Genomic DNA, 24563 nt, shown 5'->3' with positions numbered 1-24563 from the left:
CTGAGTGAGTAATGATGCACTAACGTTATTTTATTGACCGCTGGCATACGCAGTTCCGTATTCTATTGACGGCCAGTGCTTGGTGGTGGAAGCGCAAAAGCCTACCTTAAGTAAGAGTGGCCTAACTTTTGAGGGGATGGAAGCGCCTAATACGTACACTTTTTTTGCGGCCTTCCATGTGTTTAGCTTTATCATCTGTACTTCACCTTGGGCATAGTTCCTAGGGTGTGGTCCTTCATACCTAGTTTATATACCAACGGTTCTAGTGGTATTTCCGATACACCGGTCGCTGCTACCACATATAGCTGGTCAAAATGTATGAGTTTTATCATTAATATCTAACCCCTAGCACGCCGAACGATCCCGTCGCTTTTAGGCCTACTTTACGCAGTGATTCGTGGGCCCGGGTACCGGGTCGTAGGTCGTATAATCGGATCATGCGTTCAGATTCCCATTTGGCTAGTATCATAGGTTCTGGGTCCTTACCGATGGATAGTTTTCGTCACATGTCTCTCTAGCACCAAGGTTGGTGATGAGGTTATACAAAGGGCCGTTTTTCCACATGCCTGGCGCCATAACATAGATGTGGTTTCTGCCGTTAGTTATGGAGCTGTAGAGCACAAGTATGCGTAGCCTGTTATCGTACATCGGTCGATTGTTCTTTTAGCAGCTGTTCTAGTTCTTCTACAATGATTTCACGGCTTTCTTTGTCTCGTATGACGTAACCAGAAACAGGACATTTTTTATTTAACAAAGACTGTAAAGCTTTAACGTGAGTCTCTATGACTGATTTATTAGCGCTATCGATCTCAAGACTTTTGGCGTGTGACTCGTTAGCTAATCTAAGATTGTAATGCTCAAGTTCTTCTATACGCTCATTAGCCTTTGCTAGTTGCGCTTCTAGCCTTTCAATTTTATACCATGCCTCTCTCTTGGCTTTTGCTTCTTGTGCCCATGCTGTTAATGCCATAATTTCAATTTCCTTTAGCTATTCAGTTAAAATCTTCTCGACAATACTGAGCCGCGCTTGATCTGCCTTGAGCTGCTTGCGTAGTATTTCCAGTACTACTTCGCGGTGCCGTTCTATTTCTGCCGCTATTTCATGGTAGTAAGGCATAGTCGAGTCTTTTACCGATGAAGAGACGTCTAGTAGGCTGTCAGCACTTGCTGTTTCGTAAGTTCGTACTACGCCACGGACTTTTCTCACGCGCTGCTGTATTTCGGCATACTTATCCATCGCTGGGCTCCAATACTTTAATAAACCGAGGCTTATCCTCGATCATAGTGAAATTAACGGCTTCCTGCGGTTCTCCGTCTCGTGAGCAGAAGTACCACTGTCCGTCTACATCTTTACAGAATGTGTTGCGGTACTGTACCTGTTCATAGTACTTGCGGTCTTGACGGAACAAGCGAGTGTGGGGTTTTAGAATGAGTTCCTTTGCCATAGGTTCTAGGTCCTTGAATTTATACTTCTTCGGGCCAGCAAGACCATGACGTTTCGCTAACGCCGAAACCTTGCTGTCGGTCAATTTCAGAAACGGGGAGGGATGCTGCGACATGATTACCGTACGCCTCTGCAACGCAGTAATCGCTGGCCATCACGTTAGGTAAAACTAGTTGTCGTCCTGTGTCGCTTTCTTCGATAACGATTTTGAATTCTTTTAAGTCGCTCATAGGTTCTAGGTCCTTGAATCTGGGTTCTTGGTTCTGGGTCGCAGCGGTTTGATGATATAACCACTGATTATAAAGAGTGTAAAGACGGAAAAATCGAATCAAATAAGGTTATTTGTTCGTCTTTTTCGATTAAAAAGGTGAAAAAGTGCCATGCATGGAGTGTGCCAAGTGCGAAAAAAGGCGTTATGCATTACTCGTGCCAAGTGCGATGAATGACATTGGTACGACCAGTCACGCAAAAATAAGTGGTCGCGGTGTTCACTAAATGGCACTTGGGCAATTTTCGACCCTCGATGTAAACGTTTACATTCAAAATCCAAAAAAATTTTGACAGTAAAAATTAATTTTACCCCTAAAAAATTGGGGTGTTTTTTCTGGAAACTGTGTTGGCACGATTAATGCATTAGAGAAAATCGTCCTTTTTGGGGGTTTCAAATCCACGTTTTAGGGGGTAAAAACCACGGTTGTCCATTTTGTTTTTGAAAATTGGTCAGGTTAAGTCACTGATTGTTAGTAGTTATTCTTTATATTGGCCAATTATCCTTATTATTTATATAGTTCAGTTGTTGAATAAGTAGTAAGAGTAAAAACCTTAAAATACATATATAGTAGGGGGCGAAAAATGGCCAATTGGTGAAAACGAAGGAATGCAGCCTAGAGGTGATAGTAACCACTAACATAACTCCTCTACAGCCCTTACAGGACGTGGCTTAGAGGCCTCTGGCCAACTTTTTTTTCGAAATTGGACACGTATTTGGCCACTTTTCAAATCGTGCGTGAGAAGCGACTCAGGGCCATCTAACTAGAACCCAGTACGATGGGTTAGCTAACTAGTAGAAATGATCTGTGAGGCGCTCTCAGGCGTTCTGGTGGTGTGTTTGAGTGGCAAACTTAGTGTGTTAACGGTGTGCCAAGCCGAACTCATCCCTGCGCGAAGCCTTATGCGGGATACGTCACGATCACATGTTGGGGTTAGGGTTGCTCATTTACATGGTACACGCTCCTTGGTTGAGTGCTCATTTAACTAGGTTTAAGAGGTGGAGTAGTGCCCGTTTGCCTAAGCTACGGGCGGTGCCGCGGAGACTTGTCTCCGCGAACGGCGTTCTAGGTTCTAGGATATTCGCCCAGCAAGCGTAGCGCGCCGGGCGAATGTTCTAGATCCGTCATACAACAACAAATGCCCTGCAACCACCGAAGTGATTACAGGGCGGGCGATGGCTATACCATCGCAAGTGCTTCGTCAACGCTACCCTGACGGGCTGCGGTTACAGAACCTAGGTGCTGGAACAACTCACCACGGGTCATAAAGTCACGGTACTCATTACCGACTTTCACCGAAGAGAACGGGAAGTCACCCATGCGTTTCTGGATGTACGAATCACACATGCTAAGCGCGAATGTGTACGCTTTCTCCAGCTGCGGGAACAACTCGTCAACCGCCTCGGTGACTTGGTCGGGTGTGAAGTACAAGCGCTGGAAACCGTCGTAATCTGTACGCACTGGTACAGGACGCATGCCTTGGTACTCACGACCGTTGGCATCAGCCGCTGGGGTTTCCAAACGCTCCGCCTCGCGTTGACGGTAGTATGAACTACGACCTACGCTCGACTGCACACGCTTGATGAAAGTAGCCAGACCTTGCGAGGCGGTCTCGGCACTGGCAACGGCGTCCGCGTTATCAGCAGCAAGGGCAGCTTTCTTGCGCTCAAAGATACCCATGATTTTCGCTGAGATAAACTCACCGAAATCATCCGCGTCCTGCGCTTCGTTCGCCAGCTTGTTAGCGATAAGCTGCGAAGCACCCGCGTCCTCGGCTGGAGAATATGACGCCATATACTCACATGCTTCGCCGATGAGCGCCGCTTGCAAATCAGCCGTGCTCACTTCACGTACGTTAAGGTTAGCTGATACAGTGTTAACATCAGCGGCGAAGTTCTCTTGAAGTTGGTCAAAATTTAACATGGTAGAATTTCCTATTTAATTTAATTTAAAAAGAGTTGATGTGAAGCTAGAGTCCAGAATCTGCCCACTCTGCTTCGGGGTTGCCCCAACCTGCGTAAGTGCGGCTGGGGAGTGAATCGAATCCGCCCACCGCATCAAGCATGTCGGACTTGATTTGAAGGTCGGGGTTAAGCTCACGCTTCGGCGATACCTGAAAGTCGTTGGCATCAAGAAGCGCGCGTAAATCATGTAAGTCATTGATTACACGCATCTTTCGTCCTCCGATAACACACGAGTGTGAACCTTGGGGCGCTTCGGGTACTCGTGCACCACGGTGTACTCGCCCTCAAGTACGTTGTCGTTGAACATGGTCTGCGCACTGTCCAGTGGCACGGGCTTGTCACGCTGCGCAAATGACATAAGAGCAAAGGCAACACCTGTGGCGGCAAGGGCGATAAGTAGTAATCCAAACATGACTGTTCTCCTTAGTTGGATTCAACGAGCCAGAATTAGCTCACGAGTCTCACGCCTCACGAGCACCGCGAGTGTCGAGTCTTTGTGCTCTTCGAGTCTGCTCTTCGAGTCTGCTCTTCGAGTCTCGAGAACCCGCGTCCTAGGTCCTAGGACAAGCGGCGGGTGTCCTAGCACGATAGGGGTGTCCTAGCACGATAGGGGTCCCAATCGACTAGGTTCAATTCTCGATGTCAAATAACGGGGGGTGGGGGTACGGGAATCGGGGTCGGGAGTCCCGTTTCCTTTGATGTGGAGTACCCCAGTACACAGGCTTGGAGAGCAATTTTCTAAAAGTCGCGTTTATTCAGAATTAACGGTGTGGAAAAGAAAAAGCGAAAAACGGAATACAGAAAAAGCGTTTTTAAAAATTTTTTTGTGGAATTTCTCCATAGACACGGATATAACCTTTGATTATAATTTCTGCATGACCCAGATCCCAGAACCTGCGATCTCTGCCCAAGAGCGTACATTCATCAGCCTAGTACTGCGCGGTGTATCACCACAAGCTGCAGCGGAATCACTCGGCATGACATCGGTACAGGGCATAGAACTTTATAACCAGGACCATATACAAACGCGCTTGATGCAAATGCGCGAGATGTTTGATCCTAGGTTATATGCCGCACCTGAAGGGATAAAATTCACAAAAGACCAAGCAACAATGTTGCTCCTAGAGTCCCATCGGAAATCCAAGGACTCCACGGAAGAGATCAAGGCCGTGCAAGAGTTGATAAAACTCCACGGACTTGCAGCCCCCGAAAAGAAAGAAATCGAGATTACTCGCTCAGACCAGCTTAGAGAACTTGACGATCGTCAGCTCCAAGAAATGGCAGGCATGGATATTGACTTAGACCCATCCAGCTACGCCATTACTTATGACGATGACGATAACGAAGAAACTCTGCCCTAAGTGTCAGAACGAATTACCTATAACCTTGTTCGTGGGCTCGGTATGCCACGAATGTAAGGTATCGCATCTGCAAAGTGTTGAGCTCGCAGGGGCAAAAAAACGCATGTCTGACGACCAGCGCGAGATGCTCAAGCAACAAGCAGATGAAATAAAATACGAAGAAGAGCAGCGAAAAATAGAAGAAGCTAAACTTCTCGACAGAAAAGCTGCCGCGCGCAAGGAGCAGGCCGAACGGGAGTTGTCGCGACGTAGACTCCTCCCGTTTGTCCAGCGATTCAACCCGGAGTACATGCCGGGCTGGGTGCACATCGACATTTGTTCGAAACTCGAAAAATTCTCGCAAGACGTCATCGATAAAAAATCCCCACGACTTATGTTGTTCTTACCGCCACGTCACGGTAAAAACATTGCCCATTCAACACCGGTGCTAACTGCTAACCGAGGATGGGTAACGCACGGCGACCTAGTACCTGGGGACCAGGTTTTTCATCCGTCGGGTAAACCAGTAGACGTACTAGCGCTTTCTGATGAAGCGGTAGATGACTACGTTGTTACTTTCACTAACGGCGAGAAAATCAGATGCCATGCTAACCATGAGTGGACAGTATACTCACGCGCAGACAAACAAGAAAAAACGGTAGAAACCAAATGGTTTCTGGAGAACACTAATCGCGGTACGCCTCGAAGCCTAACAGCAGGAAACAGGTTCCAGTTCCAAGTACCTAAAACAAACGCACTAGAATTCGACAGTGCTGACCTGCCTATGCACCCCTACGTGCTAGGCGCATGGTTGGGGGACGGAACAAAGAATTCTGGTTGTATTACCCATGACAAGAAAGATCAGCCAGTAATAGACAAAATAACGCGTTGTGGGTACGAAGTATCATCATGGACGGTACACAAGCAGACAGGTGTATACACTACTAGGTTCAGCGGTCCTAGGCCGAATGTCGCAGGCCGAATGTTCAAAGAGTTAAAAGAACTAAACGTACTAAACAATAAACACATCCCAGAAGTGTTCCTACGGGCGTCATTAAAAGACAGGTTAGAACTATTAGCTGGCCTTATAGATACCGACGGACACACGGATAAGAACAGCCGAATGCGTTTCACCACAGCGGACAAACCGCTAGCCAACGGTGTTTTAGACCTATGTACGACGCTAGGGTTCAAACCATACATAGAAGAAATACAACCTAAACTCTCTACGAGTTGTATACAAGGAACTAAGCCATATTTCGTTGTGGGGTTTAACCCTACAATGGTTATTCCCGTAGCTCTATCACGAAAAAGAATCACAAGATTCCCTACTGAAAGACGAGTATCAATAGAAAAAGTAGAATATTTACCGAACGGTGAAAAAGGGCATTGCATCCAGGTTGATTCCCCAGACGGTCTATATCTAGTCGGTAAAAAGCTAGTAGCGACACATAATTCAGAACTCGCGTCGAAAACCTTTCCGGCCTGGCACCTAGGACGAATGCCCAAGCACGAAGTAATCGCGTCGTCGTATGCTTCGGACCTCGCCATGGACTTCTCGCGCAAAGTACGTGGGATCTTAGCCGACCCAGATTACGGGCGCATATTCAAGACCCGACTAGACAAAAAGTCTCAATCCGCGGAACGATGGAACACTGATGCTAACGGCGGATACGTAGCTGCGGGCGTCGGTGGCGCAATCACAGGGAGGGGGGCCCACATCGGAATAATAGACGACCCGATTAAAAACCGAGAGGACGCAGAATCTGCGACCAACCGCCAGAAAATCAAAGACTGGTACACCTCGACGTTTTATACGCGTCTTGCTCCAGGCGGCGGTGTACTTGTTATTTTAACGCGCTGGCACGACGACGACCTAGCCGGCTGGCTTATCGACCAAGAGAACGAAGGCGGTGACAAATGGGAGATTGTCCGTTATCCCGCGATCGCCGTGAGCAACGAGAAATACCGTCTCAAAGGCGACGCACTCCACCCCGACCGATATCCGCTGGATGCACTCGAGCGAATCAAACGCGCCGTTGGCGACAGAGATTGGTCGGCCCTTTACCAGCAGAACCCTGTACCGGACGAGGGCGCCTACTTTCAAAAAGATTGGTTCAGGTATTACGAGGTCGAACCCCCACGAGAGCGACTGAAAGTTTATCAAGCGTGGGACTTCGCCATTGGTACCGCAGAACATAACGACTACACAGTAGGTGTAACTATCGGTATCGACCGCGATGACAAAGCGTATCTGCTTAACGTTGCACGCGGTAAATGGGACGCGCTAGAAATCATCGAGAAAATCATCGACGAGTACACAGCGTTCTTGCCTCAAGTTGTTGGGTTCGAAAAAGGCCAGATTGAAATGGCCCTAGGTCCTATGCTCCGCAAACGTATGCGAGAGCGCAAAACATTCTTTGCTTATGAAGAACTGAAAACAGGACGCCGCGATAAATCCGCTCGTGCCCGTCCATTACAAGGTCGTATGCAACAGGGCATGGTGCTACTTCCTAAGAACGCAGAATTTACAAACGAGATCCGCAACGAGATGCTGCGATTCCCAGCTGGGACACACGACGACCAGGTCGATGCTTTTTCGTGGGCGTTCCAGATGCTAGATCAGTTCATCGTGACCCACGACCCAAAACCTAAGAAAAAGAAATCATGGAAAGACAGACTCAACAAGTACGTTACTAACTCAACCAAACGACGGAGCTACATGCGCGCATGATATTACTCGACCCGAACAATAAGCAGTACGAAAACACTTCGATTAAACCATCTACAACACTTGGCGCTGGCGTATCATTCGCCGCGGTTATTATGGAGAAGGCAGACTTCGAACAGTTGCTTAGTGCAACGCCAGAACGTTGCATCGACATGCTCCAGAACCTACGAGTGAGGTTAAAAGCATGAGCCATTATGATGATCTCCTACAAGAGATGGTGAATGACCATACTAAACCCGTGCACGACCCGGTTAATAATCCAAAGCATTACGATTTGTTTCCAGACCAGCAGGCCATTGACGTTATTCGCGCGGCCTTAACTCCTGAAGAGTTTGCCGGTTACTGCAAAGGTAACGCACTCAAATACAGGCTCCGCGCCGGTAACAAAGACAAACTACAGCAGGACATCGACAAATCCGAGTGGTACAGAAACAAGCTGTTTGAAACTCCGCTTGTCGATGATCAAGTTGTCAAGTAAAATATAATCATTGATTATAACTAGAAAGTATTATGGCCGATATTAAGAAGCTCGAAGTTGCACAAGAGAACTGGGACCGATACGTTCGGGCCCGTGATCGCGGGCACAGAAAATACGTTGATGAAGCCCAAAAGTTCGAGAAATTCTATATCGGCGACCAATGGGATGAAGCGGATCGTCAAGCGTTAGAAAACGAAGGACGACCTGCTTTAACCATTAATAACATACTACCGACAGTCAACGCGGCGTTAGGTGAGCAAGCTAACCGTCGTGCAGACATCCAGTTTAAAGCCAAACGCGGCGCAGCATCACAAGCAGTGTCAACGGTGCTGACTAAACTAGTTGACCACATCCTAGAAGAAAATTATTTCGCAAAGCACATAGAACCTATGGTCTATGCTGACGGACTAATTATGGATAGGGGTTATTACGACGTACGTCTGAACCACGACGAGGTTATCGAAGGTGAGATAGCTATCGATACGGAAAACCCTATCGCGGTTATCCCCGACCCAGATGCCACGTCCTATGACCCTAAAAAATGGTCCGAGGTTTTTATAACCCGATGGATGTCGCCACAACAAATAGGCGAGCAATATGGTGAAGATAAACGTACTGAGGTTATCAATCGCGCAGCGGGTGCGCATTATGGCCGCGACTCTATTGAGTTATCTAAGCATACGTTCGGATCTGACGAAGAAACAGCGGCAGACACTAATAGTATCGCTGACGGTGCTACTGTTCGCAATGTCAGGGTGGTTGAGCGTCAATATTACAAAACCCGTATCATTCAAGAGTTCATCGAACCCAGAAGCGGTGAGACACGTAAGATCCCCGAACAGTGGACACCAGAACATATTGAAAACGTAAGGCAGACATTTGGCCTGGAAATCATTAAACGTAAAAAACGTTCGGTCCGCTGGACAATAACTGCTGATTCCGTGGTACTGCATGATGACTGGTCACCGTATCGTACATTTACTGTTGTACCTTATTTTCCTATATATCGTCGCGGTAAGCCTATTGGGTTGGTGCGCAACATTATTTCGCCGCAAGAGTTCCTTAATAAAACGCGCAGCCAAGAACTACATATTATCAATACTACGGCGAACTCGGGATGGTTAGTCCCTGAAGGCTCGCTTACGAATATGTCACCGGAAGAACTCGCCGAAGAAGGCGCGAAGACGGGCTCGGTAATTACGTACAACCCACAAATCGGTGCCCCTGAAAAAATTAAACCTAACCCAGTGCCAACGGGCGTAGACAGAATCAGCACCAAAGGCGCAATGGACATCAAAGAAATCTCGGGTATGAACGACGCCATATTAGGCTCGGAAAACGCCGAGGTTTCTGGCATAGCGTTACAGGAAAAAACCGCACGCGGTCAGATCCAACTACAGGTACCGTTTAGTAATTTAGAATTCTCACGCAAGCTGCTTGCAGAAAAAATCCTAGAACTTATCCAGGACTTCTACACCCAAGAACGCGTGTTCTTTATTACTGATTACATGGAACCGGAACAGCCTCGCGAACAGATGGTGATTAACCAGCAGGCAGCCGGCCGCGTTGTTAACGACGTAACAGTTGGTGAATATGACGTTGTAGTTGCAAGCGCACCGGCACGAGATTCGTTTGATGAAATGCAGTTTGCCGAGGCGCTGTCTTTACGCCAGGTAGGCGTTCAAATCCCAGACCACTTTATCGTTGAATCATCACATCTTGCACGTAAGCAAGAAATCGCACGTATGCTCAAAGACATGTCTGGCCTAGGTGAAATGACACCTGAACAGCAGCAACTGGCACAGATGCAAAACCAGATGGCTATCCAGAACGCACAGCTAGAACTAGAGAAACTCGACGCTGAAATCCGCGAGCTGCAGTCAGTTACACTACTTAATACAGCGAAAGCACAAGATCTACAACGCGGACAGTTCTTGAAGCAAATCCGCGACCTTAAAGCACAACGCGACCAACGTGAGCAAGAACTTAACGTAAGGCTACAAATGTCTGCGCTATCTCAACAAGCGTCGCTACAAAAAACCAAAATGCAGAACAATGCACGGTTAGCGGACTCTGCCCTTAAACTTACCCAAGATAGAGAGAAAGCCAATGGACCCAAAGAACAATCAGCCTAGCGTAGGTGAACTAAACGATTTCGGAGGAACTGTCGATGAACTTGATACAGAGAATTATGACAGCGGTGAAATCGATCGCGGGGATGTCATCGAAGACACCCCAGAAATCGAAGACGTACAGCCAGAAGATACACCAGCTAGCGACACTAGTGGAGAACCCGAAAACACCGACATACCGGAGGATGACGGCAGCGAGGGAGATCAAGCGCCAGACCCAGATGATGGTAGCGAAAGCCGAGAAGAAGCGCCGGTAGGGAATAAGATCCCCTATGACAGGTTCAAAAAAGAATCGGAGAAACGCAAAGCGGCGGAGGAAAAACTTTCTGGTTTCGAAGAAAAGTTCCGTCTTCTGCAAGAGCAGTTGGACCGCATGTCAGCTCCTGAGTCAAAAGAACCCGACCCAGAACCAGCAGAGCCAGAGTTAGATCTGAACGCAGAACTAACTGAAGCGTTAAACGGCGCCCTTGATGGCAACGTCGCAGACGCCGCGACCAAGATAGCAGAGCTAATTCAAAAGACCAACGCTAAAGCAGTCAAAGATGCAACTAAGTCGAGTACGGAAACCATCCAAACAATGACAGCCGCGGAAAAAGCACAGGCGTTATTGAACGAAGAAGCCAATCGTTTGGTTGCGGAATACGACGTACTCAACAAAGAAAGCGAAAACTTTAACAGTGATATTCTGCAAGAAGTCTTGGATATCCGTGACGCGTTTATTGCTAAAGGCGAACCAGGTCACTTGGCCCTAAAGCGTGCGTCAGATATTACGTTACGTTTGCACGGCATATCTGGTAAGCAAGAACAGCAAAAGCAAGAAGCACCACCGCCTCCGCAAAAAGACATTAAGAAAAACGTAGAGGCAGCTATCAAGACTCCGCCGCGTAGTACCGGCGAGTTAGAAACCGGTAAAACACGCAGAAGTATTGAAGAAATTCCCGAGGCGGAATTCGAAAAGCTAAGCGAAGAAGACTTACGCCGTTTACGTGGTGACATTCTTTAGTTGCACCTATTATAATCATTGATTATAATATATTTATAAACTCGATATAGCCCCACGTTACGGGGCTAGTTCTCCTGGCAGAACTCAAAAGACCCGCCTGTACAATTCGTATTTCGCACGTCACGCGACCAAAACCAGAATTTTTTCTTAACAGTTAGAGGCTTAAAATGGCTAAGACCAATTTTGCCGCGCTAACCACAGAACAAAAGACCGTTTGGGCTCGTGATGTGTGGAAAGTAGCGCGTGAAAAATCATTCATGACGAAGTTCATGGGGACTTCACATGACTCGATGATTCATCGAGTAACAGAACTTACTAAAGACGAACGCGGTACCCGTGCAGTTGTAACCCTTGTACCAGACCTAGAAGGGGACGGTGTAACAGGTGATTATGACCTAGAGGGTAACGAAGAAGAGATCAAAGCTTACGATACCGTAATCCAGATCGACCAACTTCGTAACGCTAACCGTACTACCGGCCGCATGGCTGATCAAAAGTCTATCGTTAACTTCCGTCAAACGTCACGTGACGTTCTAGGCTACTGGCTAGCAGACCGCTATGACCAGCAAGCGTTCTTGACGCTATCAGGCGTAACTTACGATAAAAAGAATAACGGCGGTGACCGTCCAACTAAATCAGCGGGTCAAAACCTAACTGACTTAGAATACGCGTCAGACGTTGCAGCTCCTACAGCTAACCGCCATCTCCGCGTGTCAGGTTCGGACATCGTTCTAGGCACTGAAAGTTCACTGACCAGCTCAGATGCATTCGGCTACCGTCACGTCGTTCAAGCACTGGCATTTGCTAAAGACAACTACATCCGTGGTGTTAAAGGCAAAGGCGGTAGCGAGACATTCCACTTCTTCCTTACCCCGCAGGGTATGGCGAAGCTCAAGCTTGATGCTGACTTTATTGCCAACGCTCGTAACGCAGGTGTACGCGGCGACTCGAACTCTCTGTTCGCAGGCGGTGAAACGTTCATGATCGACGGCGCGATGATCCACTCATACCGTCACGTGTTCAACACTAAAGGCGCAAGTGCGGGTAACAAGTTCGGCGCAGCTGGCGATGTTGACGGACAGCGCATCCTTATGTGTGGTGCACAGGCACTAGCGTTCGCGGACATCGGTGCTCCTTACTGGAACGAAGATCGCTTCGATTATGAGAACCAGGTAGGTATCTCAGTAGGCAAAATGTGTGGCTTCTTGAAGCCTAAGTTTAACTCTACTGTAACCAGCTCGGTTGAAGACTTCGGCGTAGCAGTAATCGACGCTGCTATCTAAAGGTTGGGTCGTAAGGGCGGGGCAGGATGCTCCTTTCTTACCACTACGAGATTTTTACCATGACTCAAAAAATTGAATTGACCACTTTTAAAAATCCGACTGATTTCGAAATCCGCGTTTCAGCACCACCTTATGCAGTTGTGTTTGAAGCTGGTGAAGAGAAAGCAGTCAAACCTGCACTTGTCGACGCATGCCTAGCTGCGCGTTTAACCGAAGTTAAACCTGCTTCTAAAACCACTTCGACTGCTGCTAAGACTAAGTAAGGGCGAATAAATGGCTATTACAGCAGACTCACTAATCCGCAAAGTTCGCCTGATCTTACAGGAAACAACTCCTGGTGGTATGCGCTGGAAAGATCCAGAAATGCTAGGCTGGGTAAACGACGCACAACGTGAAGTCGTGCTGTTAAAGCCTAGTGCTGGCGCCAAGAATACTAACGTTAAGTTAAACACAGGTACATTACAAACCATCCCAAGCGATGGCGTAATGCTACTTAACGTAACACGAAACATGCAGAGCGCCCAAAACGACGGGTCTGATGCACCGGGCCGTGTTATTCGTATCACAGATCGCGAAATCCTTGATGCTGAAAATCCAGCTTGGCACGTAGACGACGCTAACGTTGAGGTACTCCATTATATTTTTGATGAAGACGATCCAACGCGTTACTTCGTTTATCCACCACAACCATCAGTAACCGGCTACGTGAATATCCTTTACTCTGCGTCACCGACTCCTCTAGCAGCACTTGGGGAAGACATCAAAGTACCTGATATTTACGCTAACCAAATCGTGGACTATGTGCTTTATCGCTGTTACACGAAAGATTCAAGTTATGCAGGTAATGCACAACGCGCAGTGAATCACTACCAGTTGTTCCGTGAATCGCTAGGTGCAAAATCAGAAATTGATTTGTCGTCTACGCCTAACATGGACCAAGAAAAAAGTAAAAGACGTTAATGGCATTTTTCGACGAACTTCTTCCAGACGTTAATCACTACGCCCCGAACTGCCCAGAAATGATAGCAGTTCGGGAACTTCGTCGTGCCGCCATTACGTTTTTCAATGAAGTACCGGTTTATACTCATACGACAGATATTCCAGTCACAGCTGGAAAAAACCGTTATGTTGCGCCCACACCACTGGACACTACTTTGTCACAGGTGCTCAGCGTTTCTCTTAATGGTAAAAAGCTAAACGCGATAATTCCTAATTCACTAGAAGCCATGAGTAAAGGGAACGGTAGAACAGATTCGTTTTATGAGCAAAACAACACCCTAACGCTTACGCCTACGCCGCAACAATCGGGTACGCTAACACTGCGTGTTGCTGTAAAACCTACCCGTGACGCTAATGAGTTAGATGACACACAAATGGATAGGTGGGTCGATGCTATTGTTAACCAGGCGGTGTTTCGCCTTACCAGTATGCCAGAACGCACATGGTCGAACCCTTCTATCGCACAAGCCGCACTAGCGATGTACGAATCAGAAAAGTTCAAGGCGCAAAAAAGCATCAACGGCAAACAAAATAAAACCACACAAGCGAGATTCAGATGGTGACGTTCGAGGTCATCAACAAAGATAACGTAAACCAAATAGACGTTAAGTCTATGGTGCAAGCATTTAGCCCGAAAGCTAAATCAGGCACTAACCCTGATTATGTACAAGCAAGTATAGAGTCAGGCGAAGCTATCATGCTTTTAATATTAGAAGACTACGAATACGTAGGCTTTTTTGTTTTACACGAGAGCATAGATGAGCACGACACAAAAGGTATTTTGGTATGGCTAGCCTACGCACCAAAGCCGCTCTCGGACAAGACCATAGACGAAACAATGGATTATATTCGAGAGATAGCAAGCAACACCGGGGCTGAAAAAATAGTATTCAGAACCAAACGCAAAGGATGGCAACGCAGGGCAGAACGTTATGGTTTCAAAGAATCAGAACGCACTTACGAGATAGAGGTTTAACATGGCATCAGGTCCAAAAAAACAGGCTGCATTGCAAGGCGAACGCGACTTATACACCCAAAGCATCAGGGATATTAATGAAGCCAACAAAGTTCTTGCTGCAGCGCAAGATCCTTATCTCGCGCGCGTATCAAAAGACAACACACAAAAACTTCTTAACCGCGCCAACGCCGATGCTAACCAAGCTACAGCCTCTATGAAAACGGGCAACGTTTTAGCAGACCTGGGCATAAACCGCGCCGGTGCAACAGCGGAAATGCGCGGAGCAACTAACGCCCGTCAGTTAGGTAAGCAAGATTTAGATAACAAACGATTGAATGCCCTTCGAGTCGGTAAAGGTATGGCTACAACCGCTCAAAGTGGTACCAGCGCTCTAGCACAAACCAACACCAACGAAATACTTCAAGACATGCAACGCGACGCCCAAAAAGAGTCTAATATGATTAGTTCAGTCGCTACACTCGCAATGCTAGGCGGTATGAACTACGCCAATAATGACGGTATTTTTGCTAACGGTAAATTCGACATGAAGACCGGTCAAACAACCGGCCGTGGATGGTTAGGTAATTTCGGCGCTGGCAACAATGGGGCTAAAATAGTAAACATGCCCACACCGACGTTGGGATCATTCACCGGCATTTAATCGCCGGTACATACCCTCGCAGCTATAAAAACCCCATGCATGGAATGAACTATCATGTATATCATTGAATAGCTGGTATACAGGGTCGCGCCTTTTACCGACCGGATTTAGGTCCGCAAATTCAGTCTTAGTCTTATTAGCGACATAAGAAGCGTGGGCGTACGATTTTTCCTTACCTTGTTCGGTCCATAGCCCAGTTTCTTCTTGGATCTTATTATACTCATCGAAAAACACATCAGGGTCCAAATCTTTCATGGTGTAAGTGTTTTTAAGGTCTTCGGCTATAACACCGCATATAATTATCTGGGCTTGCTCCAGTCCATCATAAGCGGAGCAAACCATCGGCATGAAGGCTAATAAATAAAGTAGTTTCATCGTTGTTCCCTAAGATAAAACTTTACCTTAGAGATAAATGGCTCATTGTCAATATGCGTGTTAAAATATAATCAATGATTATAGTAAGGCCGAAAAAATGCTGAATCGACTCCCTAGCGTTAATACAAAACAATATATGTCTAGTCTAACAACACCGTTGTCGAGCGTTTTTTCAGACTCGGCTGCAGAGACTTCATTGGCACAAGCCAACAGACAAATGTCTCAAAACTACTCTAAAAACTATTCACCGTTTATCGATCAAATGATCGGAGAGATAAACTCAACAGAGCTTATCGATACCGCTAAAGAAGACGCCGCATCGTTGCTGGCAAAAACCACGAAGAACCAAAACCTGGACCTAAGTCGTGGGGTGACTGCATTAACTCCAGCGCAGCAAAAATTAATGCAAAGAACAAATGCTGTTAATGCTTCTGCACAGGGTGACGCGAATGTCAATAACGCTAGGGTAGACCAAGAAACATCGAATTTCGAAAACCTATCTAACTTAATGTCAATCGCGGTAAATAACCAACAATCGGCAGTTCAAGGCCTGGCAGATGGGACAGGGATGGCGAGCTCAAGAGAGCAAGCATACCTAAACGGACAGGCCCAGGCGGATTCAACTAACTTAGGCTTGGCGACTACAGCAGGCGCAATGCTATTAATGGGTATTTAAAATGACAGATTTTAATCCAGCACAATTACTTTCTACCGCGCTAAATTATCAGAGCGCGAGACGTCAACAAGATCTAGATGAAGAATATCGAAACGAACTTGCGCAACTAAATCGCGTTAAAGAAATCGCACGTCAGAAAGAAGCAGGCCGCGCTCTAGATCAAGTCGATGTAGATTTAGGTATTAAGCAACAAGCCGCGAATACCGATGCTACGTTCAAAGCCAACATGGGTGATATGTATAGTGCACAAGCATATACTATGCGTAACACAGATTCTAGAAAACAAGAATTGCATGACCTAGGAATCCAAGAAGCAGACGCACTAAAACGCGACCAAATTCTCCGCAACGGCGTGGGCATGTTTTACACCCCCGATGCAAATACCCAGTCAGTGCGTGCAAAATCAGTTGATGAACTATACGATGCAGGTCAAGGTCGCGAAGTGCTGTCATTACTGCGCAGAACGGATACTACCGGCGCATTAGGTGAGGATCAGATACTTGGGGCTAATCGCCTAAATGACGGAAGCTACGAAGTAACTTATCAGTCTGTTAAAGGTGGTAACCCCTACAAACGAGTATACTCTGGCTCACAGGTAAACGCGCTTTACCAAAACTCTCTGCAGACGCTTAACCAACGATTAGGTGTAACGCCGGAAGCATTAACACAAATGTATACCCAAACTGGCGGAGGCTTTGCTCCTGCGCCACAAGAAGTGCCAGTACCGGTTGACACATCAGTTACACCGGACCAAGGACAATCGTTCTTAGAACTCACGTCGGGTGCCGAAGCTACAGCTACTACAAGACCACAGCAAAGAAGCATGCCAACAGAATGGGGCAGCTTTACTAAAAAAGGTCCTGATGCGGTTAACAACTACGCGGAAGCATCGCCAGTTACTAACGCCCAGCGTGATCTTATTAACCAAAACAAAGCCAATATCAAAGCACTCGCAAGTGGTAAACCCGAGAACATCAGGCAATTACAAGACCCGAGTGCGATAGCTAAAGCACCTAAGAACTACGTTATTGATCCGAGTAAAGTCACCCCAGAGATGCAAGATAAAGCCATCCAAAAAGTGGGTAAAGCAGCATCAGGTTCTCGTTTAACAGGTACAGAAAAATACGACACTATCGTAACGAACCTGTCTAGCGGAATCTGGGACATGCAGCAAGGGCAAAACTTCGCACGTTTTGGTTCGGCGGATATCCCTACCACTAAAGAAGCGGAAAAAACCAAAGTAGATTTACTCGTCGCAGCCGGTGCAGCGAAAGCGAAACCAACAGACCCTGCTAAAACGCTAGATTTAAACGAACGCGTTGCAGGACATTTGGCGCGATTAACCGTTGAAGATTACGACGACATGGATGAAAACGAAAGGGCTATCGCAGAGTCGTCAGTGTTAAATGAGTTCCAAAAAGCGCAATCTATTTTGGGTAAAGACATTATTAACTCTGACAATATCAATACAGTTATTGCAGGGCGTCGTATTGGCGAAAAAGCGGCAGACGAATACCAAGACTGGTTTTCTTTCCGCGAAGGGGAAAGCGTTGTGCACAACATAAATCCTACGGTTCTTGGTGCTGCGGTATCAGCCGCAGGGGCAATAGGCAACGAATCACTTTCGGATGCATTTATAGAAAAAGGCATGGTGCTGTCGCGCGAGTTACAAAACGCAGGTCGCCCAAACATAACGCCAGAGATGCTTTTCGCAACTTATGTAAAACAGGCAAAGAAAACGCCAGGCATCACCATGGACGAATTCAAAACAATGATAACAAACTTCAATAAGTAGGTTGTATGGCAGACCCAATTGCAGAACTACTAGGCGGAACACCTTCTAATACTTCGCCTGTTGACGAACTAATGGCAGGGAATGTCGGCCAATCTATTAATACCGCGACATCAACAAATAACCCTAGTGAATTTATGAAAGGGGTGTATCGCGGAACAGATAACAACCAAGCCGCAGGGTATGGATTTATACAAGCACTTAGCCAATTAGTAGGTGCAGAAGCCGCCGAAGAGTGGGCTAAAGACGGCATAGAAAAAAACCTAAAAGACGCCGCGCTAAACCCTGCGCGGATTTCTTCTTATAAAGACATCGAAACGTTTGCGGATTTCGGTGATTACGCTGCATCGGCGTTAGGCGAACAAACCTATGATTTCGCTACTACCGCTATTGGCGGGTTTGGTAGCATTGCTGCAAAAGCTGCACTGGGCAAAGCCATCATGGGGCAAGTCACTCGTAAACAAGCGCTTGGCGCTTTCAAAGCAGGGCTTGTCGTTAATAACATTCCTCAGACAGTTGGTGAAACCCAGTTAGAGTTTAACGAAGCAGGTATCGAAAATCCTATTGCGGCACTAACCGTAGGTGCAGCAAAAACGGCTTTAGAAGTCGGCCCACTTGCCAAGTTATTCGATGACCTGTCCAGTTCAGTAGGCAAAACGGCAAACGTCAAAGACTTATTTAAAAGAGCAGCCGAACAGCTAGGTAAGCAATCGGGCCTAGAATCTATAACCGAGGGTGCACAGACTACGTTAGACAAAGCGGCGATCGCCGATTTAACTGATACATCTGTGCTGACCCAAGACAACTTCGATGAGATCTTAAACTCCATGATACAAGGCGGTATCGTGGGCGGTACTACAGGTGCCGGTACGCAGCTAACGTCGTCTATGCTGGATTTATATCAGGCCAGTCAAAAAGACGATGAAACACGAATTACGCTACCGCCCCAAGTAGAAGAACTCATGGGAGAGTATCTACCTGCGGAAGATCCTACTGGACCGCAAACTACGTTTACACAACCGCAAGGGCAAACGTTCGAGGGCGAAGCATCCCCGACTGGGCCAAACTACACATCTAAAGTTAATACCGAAGAAGTGCAGCAAAATACCCAGATGGCGCCAGGGCCGCTCGACGGAGAATTTATTCCGAGTGAACCGTTTGCTGGTAACCAAGAACAAGCAGCGGGGATAGAAGCCGCGCCCATAGACGGGGAGGTTAATACACCTGCGCCGCAGCTAGGCGTGTCATCGCCGGTATATACTTCGAAAGTAAGTACCCAAGAAGTGGCACAGCCAGAAGCAGACCCGATAGCAGAACTTCTTGGTACCACGCAAACAGATGGCACGCTACCACGCGATCAGATGCGTTCGCAAGTTCAAACACAGGTACTCGACCAAGAGCAACCGCCGGTAGAAGTATCGCCTATTGCCGAGTTATTAGCGCCGAAAGAAAACACGTTACCGCGCGACCAGATGCGCTCGCAGGTTCAAACACAGGCACTCGATCAAGAGCAACCAACGCTCGAGCAACAGGAAAACACGTTACCCCGCGAACAGATGCGTTCTCAAATCCAAACACAGGTGCTAGATGAGGAACAAGAAGCAGATAAAATTATCGAAGGCTTTACTAAAGCTGGTTTACCCGTGCCTTCGTCTAATAAAGAAATTGCTTTTTCTGCTAATGCGTTTATGCAAGACCGTCAGCCGGGCTATATTCAAACCCCCGGCGAAGAAACCCCACAGCTATTACTTGAGGATAAATCTGTTCAGTCAGTAGAAATCACTCCTGATATGACAGATGACAAACAAGTCATTGGTGGCCGTTTGTTTTTCAAAGACCCTGCAGTTGTGCAACTGTTAAAAGAAGAAGGCACGGGTGCGGTACAAAACTACGGAGTAAACGCAAAGCCTGATGAGGTAGAAGTTGGCGTAATCCCGATAGATAAAGACGGAAACTACGGCTCACCTGTACTAGCTTCAAAAGGTTCACTCGATAGTATTATTGCTGCGCAACACGTTCGCGCAGGCGAGAACGGGCAATTGGCGTTTGTTAAACCGGACCAAATCAAACAGGTTCTTCGTCGGAGAATAAAAGACTTAGTAAAACGTCAACGCCAAGATGTTAACCAGGAAAAAGAACAAATCCGTGAAGAGTCAGGTGGGTACGAAAGCCCTGCTGGCCGCCTACTTGATCTAGCCGAAGTTAACGAAAACGAAGTCGACGGCAATAACAGTGATGTAACCTTTGGCGGATTTAGTGTTTCCAAAGACCAAGATCCTTCGACACAGAAAATATCAATTAAAGGTAAAAGCAAAAATCTCGACGACGTAGTGAGCTCTGCTATCCGCTATGGCGCAGGCGCATACAGAAAAGGCGGACAAATCAGTTTTGTTGATAACGACAATAAAACCCGCAATGTGAACTTCCATCGCTTATTGCTAGGTAAAAAAGATAAGGACGGAACACACAGCGGCGGTTTTCTAGATATAGAACGCGCTGATAGCGTATCGACGCGGAACGAGTTTGAGCGTTATATCAACGCAATGAACTTAGCACTTGCTCAACTTACAGAAATGGGGTTGCCCCCACGCGCCGTGGATGACATAACAAGTGAGTCTTCTACCCATACCGTGGCTACTATTGACGGTAAAAAGTACACGTATAATGAGCTAGTAGAAGCTGCTAAAAAAGAACGCGGTCTGGGAGACGACCCGGTTAGGCTAAGCAACAAAGACCGAGGCAGAATCGAGTATGCCCGAACTAAGATTCAGTCGTTAAACAGCGAAATATCGGAATTGTCCCAGGGCCTGGCGAGCAACCCAGAACAAGCACCTGAGATCCAAGCACAAATAAGCAAGCTACAAGAGCGTGTAGATCGTCACAAAGCGACAATCAGACGCGTAGAGTCAGAGGCGAAAACGAACCAAACCCGCGACGAATACAATCAGCAAGACAGCTTCGTAAACAATAAAGGTTACGAAGGAAGAAAAGGCGCATTTAATCCTGATTCGTTTAGCGAAGAAATTCGCGTAGCCGAAGAACAGCAAACTAATGCCGTTAATAAACTAGAAGAAAACAAAGCTAAATATGCAGACGCTTCTCGCAAAGGCGATAAAAAAGCCCAAGATCGAGCACGCCAGGAAATCACTTACTGGGACAACCGGATTAGCGAGCTAGACCGAGAAATAGAAAGCATAGAACAACGCCGTGAAGAAGCACAAAAACAGCAGCAGCAAGGTAACTTTGTAAGGGCTTCTAATACGCGCAAAGAAGTGCAAAACAACGAAACAACGGATGCGCCGAAAAGTCGTCTTAACGAAGACACCAATAACGAACTCGAAGATACGTTTGCCGGGCCAACCGGCAGACGCGACATCGATACGGAAATTAATTTAGAAGATATTGATGGCATACGAGTAAGCAGAGGCATTGATGCAAAAGAAAAAACGTTTCTACAAAAAGTACGTAAATTACTTGGTAACGAAACACCGCTCCTTGTTCTCGACGAATCCGACCTCGATGCCGTTATACGAGGGATCAAAGCAGGGAAAATACGACTGCCGTTAAAGCCTATAGAAAACCTACACAAAGCACTGAAATCAGGCGAGACTGGCGGCCGTTATATACCTATGGGAGACTTTGCGGTTATAGGCCTTAAATCAGGTAGAGTTAAAAATCCTAAAACCCAGGCTAAACGTTTACTTATCCTCGCTCACGAATTCGGCCATGTTCTGTTTAATACCAAATGGGATACCGTTTCAAACGCCGACAAAGCACGGCTAGAAAAAGAGTTTAAAGAATCAGGTGAACCTGACTTCGAAGAGTGGTTCGCAGATCAAACCGCCGCGTGGGCGAAAGATACGTTCTCCGGTAAAAAACAACGTGAAAATCGCCCTGCGCTTAAAAGCTGGAAAGAGCACTTTTTTGCTGGATTTAAACGTATCTTCGATGCATTAAAAGAAATCTTACCCGACAGATTCAAGACTAATCACCAGTTCGCTAAGTTTATGGATAAAGCAGTACGCGATGGTTTGTTTTCTGGTAAAGACCGCGTAGGTTTTGGTGAATTTAAAAACTACGGGCGCGAAGAATTTAATGCAGTAAAGCGCAAACTAGCCTCGATTACCAACAGTGCATTTGCTAGAAAAATAGGCCGCGACGCAGATAAGCTATATCGCACTGCAGATGCGCGCCTACGCAAGATGGGCGCGGAAGGGTCTATCATCGCAAATATTTTTTATTCTCGGTCAACAACTACTGACCATACAGACAGTTCTCTTTTTAGAACAGCGGAAAGGAAATATACGTTCGGTGAATCGTACTCAGTTGGTGAGAACGTGTTCTGGAACGGTATGATATACAGCGTACACAAAGACCATGTGGCAGATTCAGACGAGTCACTGGCTACTCTTCTTAGCAACGGGTTCTTAAAAAAAGGTGGGTTAAAGTCAGAAAACACGCCGCAGCTCAAAGGTTGGTTTAACGCCCGTGCACAAAAGCAAGCACAGTGGGAGGCACGTTTTAAGGACATCATGCCAGAAGACCCAGACCTATGGGATGAGTGGCTACGCGACAATGCCATAAACCAGCAGACGCCAGAGTTCAAAGAAATCATGGATGATATGTGGAAGTATGCTGCCGAAAGAATGGGTGGAAAGCTAGGTAAGATAGATGACTACATGCCTAGGATCTACGACCCAGAAGCCATTATCAATGACATCGAAGGTTTCAAAGCGGTACTTAGAAACGCGATGCCAGATATATCTAACGCCAAAATGGAAGAGATCATCCGTACTATAATCGCGGAAGAAGGCGCTATATCAGAAGAACTGTTCGAAGACTCTGGGCTACGCGCACCAGGAAACGACAACGTTTCAACGCGTATGCTAAAAGATATCCCGGAGTCAGCCTTAGAACGTTTCATGGCTACGCCAAGTCATAGGCTGTTTAAATACATCCACAAAACAACATCGCGTGCAGAATACGAGACTCGCGCTGGTGCGTATAACACAGTCGAAGATTTGGAAAACCGTCTTAAACGCCAAGCACAAACGCAGTATGTAAACCCAAAAACGCTAGAACGTGTTTCTGAAATAGCGAAGAACTTCCGCGAAGAAGTGCAAAACCACAACGAAATGATAGCGTCGTTAGAAGAACAACTACTCACGCATCCTGACTTGAGTTTCAAAGCGGCTTTGCAAGACCAGATAGATTATCTAAAAAGCAATCCTCCTAAGCCGCCGGAATATTGGAACCCTAACGGGAGAATAGACGAGGCCATAGAAAAGCTACCGGAAGACCGTCAAAAAGAAGCGCGACATATAATCGAAGGTTACATGGGACGCTTAGGTATTAGCATCAGCCCTGAATCGCGTAAGCTCCAACAGTGGATGATGGCGATGCAGTATTACACTACTTTAGCTTTTGCCACTATAAGCTCAGTGACCGATATCGCTAATATTATGGCACGGGGGAAAGTAGACAGTTTCGGCAGTATGGTTAAACAGTCTAAAGTACTGTTCGATGCGTTTAAAAACAGAGACGATTTAGAACTTATCGCAAGAACAATAGGTGTTATTCAGCACGATACGGTAACGTCGATTATTAACCAGCAATACGGCGGGACATTCACCGATCCTACAGTACAGAAATGGAATGACAGATTTTTCCGTGCTATTGGTCTAGAGTGGTTTACGAAAACAACGCGAATAATGGCGATGTCAGCTGGGTTTCACTTTATAGAGGAATCAGCAAATAACCAACGACATGGCGCTAGATTCTTAAACGAACTAGGGTTAACACGAGACGATGTGAAGTACTGGCAAAGAAAAGGAAGCCCTAAAGTTTCTGACGGTAAAGATCCCGGCATCGATAAAATAGTGGCGGCAGTTAACCAGTTCGCCGACGAATCAATATTAAGACCTAACGCTGCACAACGACCAACATGGGGAAGTGATCTAGGTTTCTTCCATCAGCTCGTGTGGCAGTTAAAATCTTTTTACTGGGCCTTTGGTACGACGGTTATCAAGGGCATGGCGCGAGAAATTAAAGCCCGTCAACGTAGAGGCGATAGTATCCCCAAATCTCTCACACCGTTGTTGTTCGCAGGGGTGCCTTTAATGGGTTTAGCGGCGATAGGTCTAGAGCTAAAAGAGTTTATCAAGTACGGTAACTTCGAAGGGCCAAGCGCCAAAATGGGCGCGGCAGCCTATACCTTTGAGTTGTTCGATAGGGCAGGCGGTCTAGGACCTGCGTCATTGTTAGTAGGTATGTATAACGCGCCTAAGTATGGAGACTCGCCGTTGGCTTCTTTATTGGGGCCGACAGCAGAACACATCGATTCGTTTTTTGGACGAGACGGACTAGAAATCACCGCTGGACTAAGACGTGCCATACCTTATGTATCGCAGACAGGCGGCAAACTTTTAGGCTATGACATCGATGATCTTTTCCAGTAA

General features: G+C 46.8%; 23 protein-coding genes. 15 read left to right on the top strand and 8 right to left on the bottom strand.

What is annotated here, in order from left to right:
• Positions 1 to 637: 637 nt before the first annotated feature.
• The 7 genes from MADE_RS14485 to MADE_RS14455 form a co-directional block, all read right to left on the bottom strand.
• Positions 638 to 970 (bottom strand): hypothetical protein, encoded by a 333-nt coding sequence (locus MADE_RS14485; RefSeq protein ID WP_012519359.1) that lies wholly within the window; start codon positions 968 to 970, stop codon positions 638 to 640.
• An 18-nt stretch (positions 971 to 988) separates the two neighbouring features.
• Positions 989 to 1237 carry a hypothetical protein gene (locus MADE_RS14480; RefSeq protein ID WP_012519358.1) on the bottom strand — a complete coding sequence of 83 codons (249 nt, stop codon included), beginning with the start codon at positions 1235 to 1237 and terminating at the stop codon, positions 989 to 991.
• Positions 1230 to 1445, bottom strand: a complete 216-nt coding sequence (locus MADE_RS14475; RefSeq protein ID WP_012519357.1) for a hypothetical protein — start codon at positions 1443 to 1445, stop codon at positions 1230 to 1232. The genes MADE_RS14480 and MADE_RS14475 overlap by 8 nt, the downstream gene beginning before the upstream one ends.
• A 19-nt stretch (positions 1446 to 1464) precedes the next feature.
• Positions 1465 to 1674, bottom strand: a complete 210-nt coding sequence (locus tag MADE_RS14470) for a hypothetical protein (RefSeq protein WP_012519356.1) — start codon at positions 1672 to 1674, stop codon at positions 1465 to 1467.
• A 1218-nt stretch (positions 1675 to 2892) separates the two neighbouring features.
• Complete coding sequence (locus tag MADE_RS14465; RefSeq protein ID WP_012519355.1) at positions 2893 to 3636, bottom strand: hypothetical protein; 744 nt, start codon at positions 3634 to 3636, stop codon at positions 2893 to 2895.
• A gap of 46 nt (positions 3637 to 3682) precedes the next feature.
• Positions 3683 to 3886, bottom strand: a complete 204-nt coding sequence (locus MADE_RS14460; RefSeq protein ID WP_012519354.1) for a hypothetical protein — start codon at positions 3884 to 3886, stop codon at positions 3683 to 3685.
• Positions 3877 to 4089, bottom strand: coding sequence for a hypothetical protein (locus tag MADE_RS14455; RefSeq protein ID WP_012519353.1), 213 nt, complete (start codon positions 4087 to 4089; stop codon positions 3877 to 3879). Before MADE_RS14455 ends, MADE_RS14460 begins: the two co-directional genes overlap by 10 nt.
• Positions 4090 to 4372: 283 nt before the next feature.
• On the opposite strand from MADE_RS14455, the gene MADE_RS14450 reads away from it, so the two are divergent.
• The 12 genes from MADE_RS14450 (at position 4373) to MADE_RS14395 (ending at position 15262) form a co-directional block, all read left to right on the top strand.
• The gene (locus tag MADE_RS14450) at positions 4373 to 5038 is read left to right on the top strand and encodes a hypothetical protein (RefSeq protein WP_148291031.1); all 666 of its coding nucleotides are present in this window, start codon (positions 4373 to 4375) and stop codon (positions 5036 to 5038) included.
• Between the two features lie 103 nt (positions 5039 to 5141).
• Positions 5142 to 7751, top strand: coding sequence for a phage terminase large subunit (gene terL / locus MADE_RS20020; protein ID WP_012519351.1), 2610 nt, complete (start codon positions 5142 to 5144; stop codon positions 7749 to 7751).
• Entirely contained in the window at positions 7748 to 7936 is a 189-nt protein-coding gene (locus MADE_RS14440) for a hypothetical protein (RefSeq protein ID WP_012519350.1), read from the top strand. Before terL ends, MADE_RS14440 begins: the two co-directional genes overlap by 4 nt.
• A complete protein-coding gene (locus MADE_RS14435) occupies positions 7933 to 8226 on the top strand; it encodes a DUF3310 domain-containing protein (RefSeq protein WP_023559834.1) in 294 nt (97 codons plus the stop codon). The genes MADE_RS14440 and MADE_RS14435 overlap by 4 nt, the downstream gene beginning before the upstream one ends.
• Before the next feature lie 32 nt (positions 8227 to 8258).
• Positions 8259 to 10361, top strand: coding sequence for a portal protein (locus tag MADE_RS14430; RefSeq protein WP_012519348.1), 2103 nt, complete (start codon positions 8259 to 8261; stop codon positions 10359 to 10361).
• Positions 10336 to 11361, top strand: a complete 1026-nt coding sequence (locus MADE_RS14425; protein ID WP_012519347.1) for a hypothetical protein — start codon at positions 10336 to 10338, stop codon at positions 11359 to 11361. The genes MADE_RS14430 and MADE_RS14425 overlap by 26 nt, the downstream gene beginning before the upstream one ends.
• A gap of 167 nt (positions 11362 to 11528) precedes the next feature.
• Positions 11529 to 12644 carry a N4-gp56 family major capsid protein gene (locus MADE_RS14420; RefSeq protein ID WP_012519346.1) on the top strand — a complete coding sequence of 372 codons (1116 nt, stop codon included), beginning with the start codon at positions 11529 to 11531 and terminating at the stop codon, positions 12642 to 12644.
• 59 nt (positions 12645 to 12703) lie between these two features.
• On the top strand, positions 12704 to 12907 hold the full coding sequence (locus tag MADE_RS14415; RefSeq protein WP_148291030.1) for a hypothetical protein: 204 nt from the start codon (positions 12704 to 12706) through the stop codon (positions 12905 to 12907).
• A 10-nt stretch (positions 12908 to 12917) separates the two neighbouring features.
• Positions 12918 to 13604 (top strand): phage adaptor protein, encoded by a 687-nt coding sequence (locus MADE_RS14410; RefSeq protein ID WP_012519344.1) that lies wholly within the window; start codon positions 12918 to 12920, stop codon positions 13602 to 13604.
• Positions 13604 to 14206: a phage adaptor protein gene (locus MADE_RS14405; protein ID WP_012519343.1), complete on the top strand. Its 603-nt coding sequence runs from the start codon at positions 13604 to 13606 to the stop codon at positions 14204 to 14206. Before MADE_RS14410 ends, MADE_RS14405 begins: the two co-directional genes overlap by 1 nt.
• Positions 14200 to 14619, top strand: a complete 420-nt coding sequence (locus MADE_RS14400) for a hypothetical protein (protein WP_012519342.1) — start codon at positions 14200 to 14202, stop codon at positions 14617 to 14619. The genes MADE_RS14405 and MADE_RS14400 overlap by 7 nt, the downstream gene beginning before the upstream one ends.
• A gap of 1 nt (position 14620) precedes the next feature.
• Positions 14621 to 15262 carry a hypothetical protein gene (locus tag MADE_RS14395; RefSeq protein ID WP_012519341.1) on the top strand — a complete coding sequence of 214 codons (642 nt, stop codon included), beginning with the start codon at positions 14621 to 14623 and terminating at the stop codon, positions 15260 to 15262.
• On the opposite strand, the gene MADE_RS14390 is transcribed toward MADE_RS14395, so the two are convergent.
• Positions 15245 to 15637: a hypothetical protein gene (locus MADE_RS14390; RefSeq protein WP_012519340.1), complete on the bottom strand. Its 393-nt coding sequence runs from the start codon at positions 15635 to 15637 to the stop codon at positions 15245 to 15247. The two genes, MADE_RS14395 and MADE_RS14390, sit on opposite strands and share 18 nt — an antisense overlap.
• Before the next feature lie 97 nt (positions 15638 to 15734).
• On the opposite strand from MADE_RS14390, the gene MADE_RS14385 reads away from it, so the two are divergent.
• The 3 genes from MADE_RS14385 to MADE_RS14375 are packed head-to-tail and all read left to right on the top strand — an operon-like array spanning position 15735 to position 24563.
• Positions 15735 to 16313: a hypothetical protein gene (locus tag MADE_RS14385; RefSeq protein WP_012519339.1), complete on the top strand. Its 579-nt coding sequence runs from the start codon at positions 15735 to 15737 to the stop codon at positions 16311 to 16313.
• 1 nt (position 16314) lies between these two features.
• Complete coding sequence (locus MADE_RS14380; RefSeq protein WP_012519338.1) at positions 16315 to 18108, top strand: hypothetical protein; 1794 nt, start codon at positions 16315 to 16317, stop codon at positions 18106 to 18108.
• Positions 18109 to 18113: 5 nt separating this feature from the next.
• Positions 18114 to 24563, top strand: a complete 6450-nt coding sequence (locus MADE_RS14375) for a hypothetical protein (RefSeq protein WP_012519337.1) — start codon at positions 18114 to 18116, stop codon at positions 24561 to 24563.

Source organism: Alteromonas mediterranea DE (assembly GCF_000020585.3).
Lineage (GTDB): Bacteria > Pseudomonadota > Gammaproteobacteria > Enterobacterales > Alteromonadaceae > Alteromonas > Alteromonas mediterranea.
The sequence above is the reverse complement of the archived record's forward strand: the minus strand, read 5'-3'. Positions and strand labels throughout refer to the sequence as shown.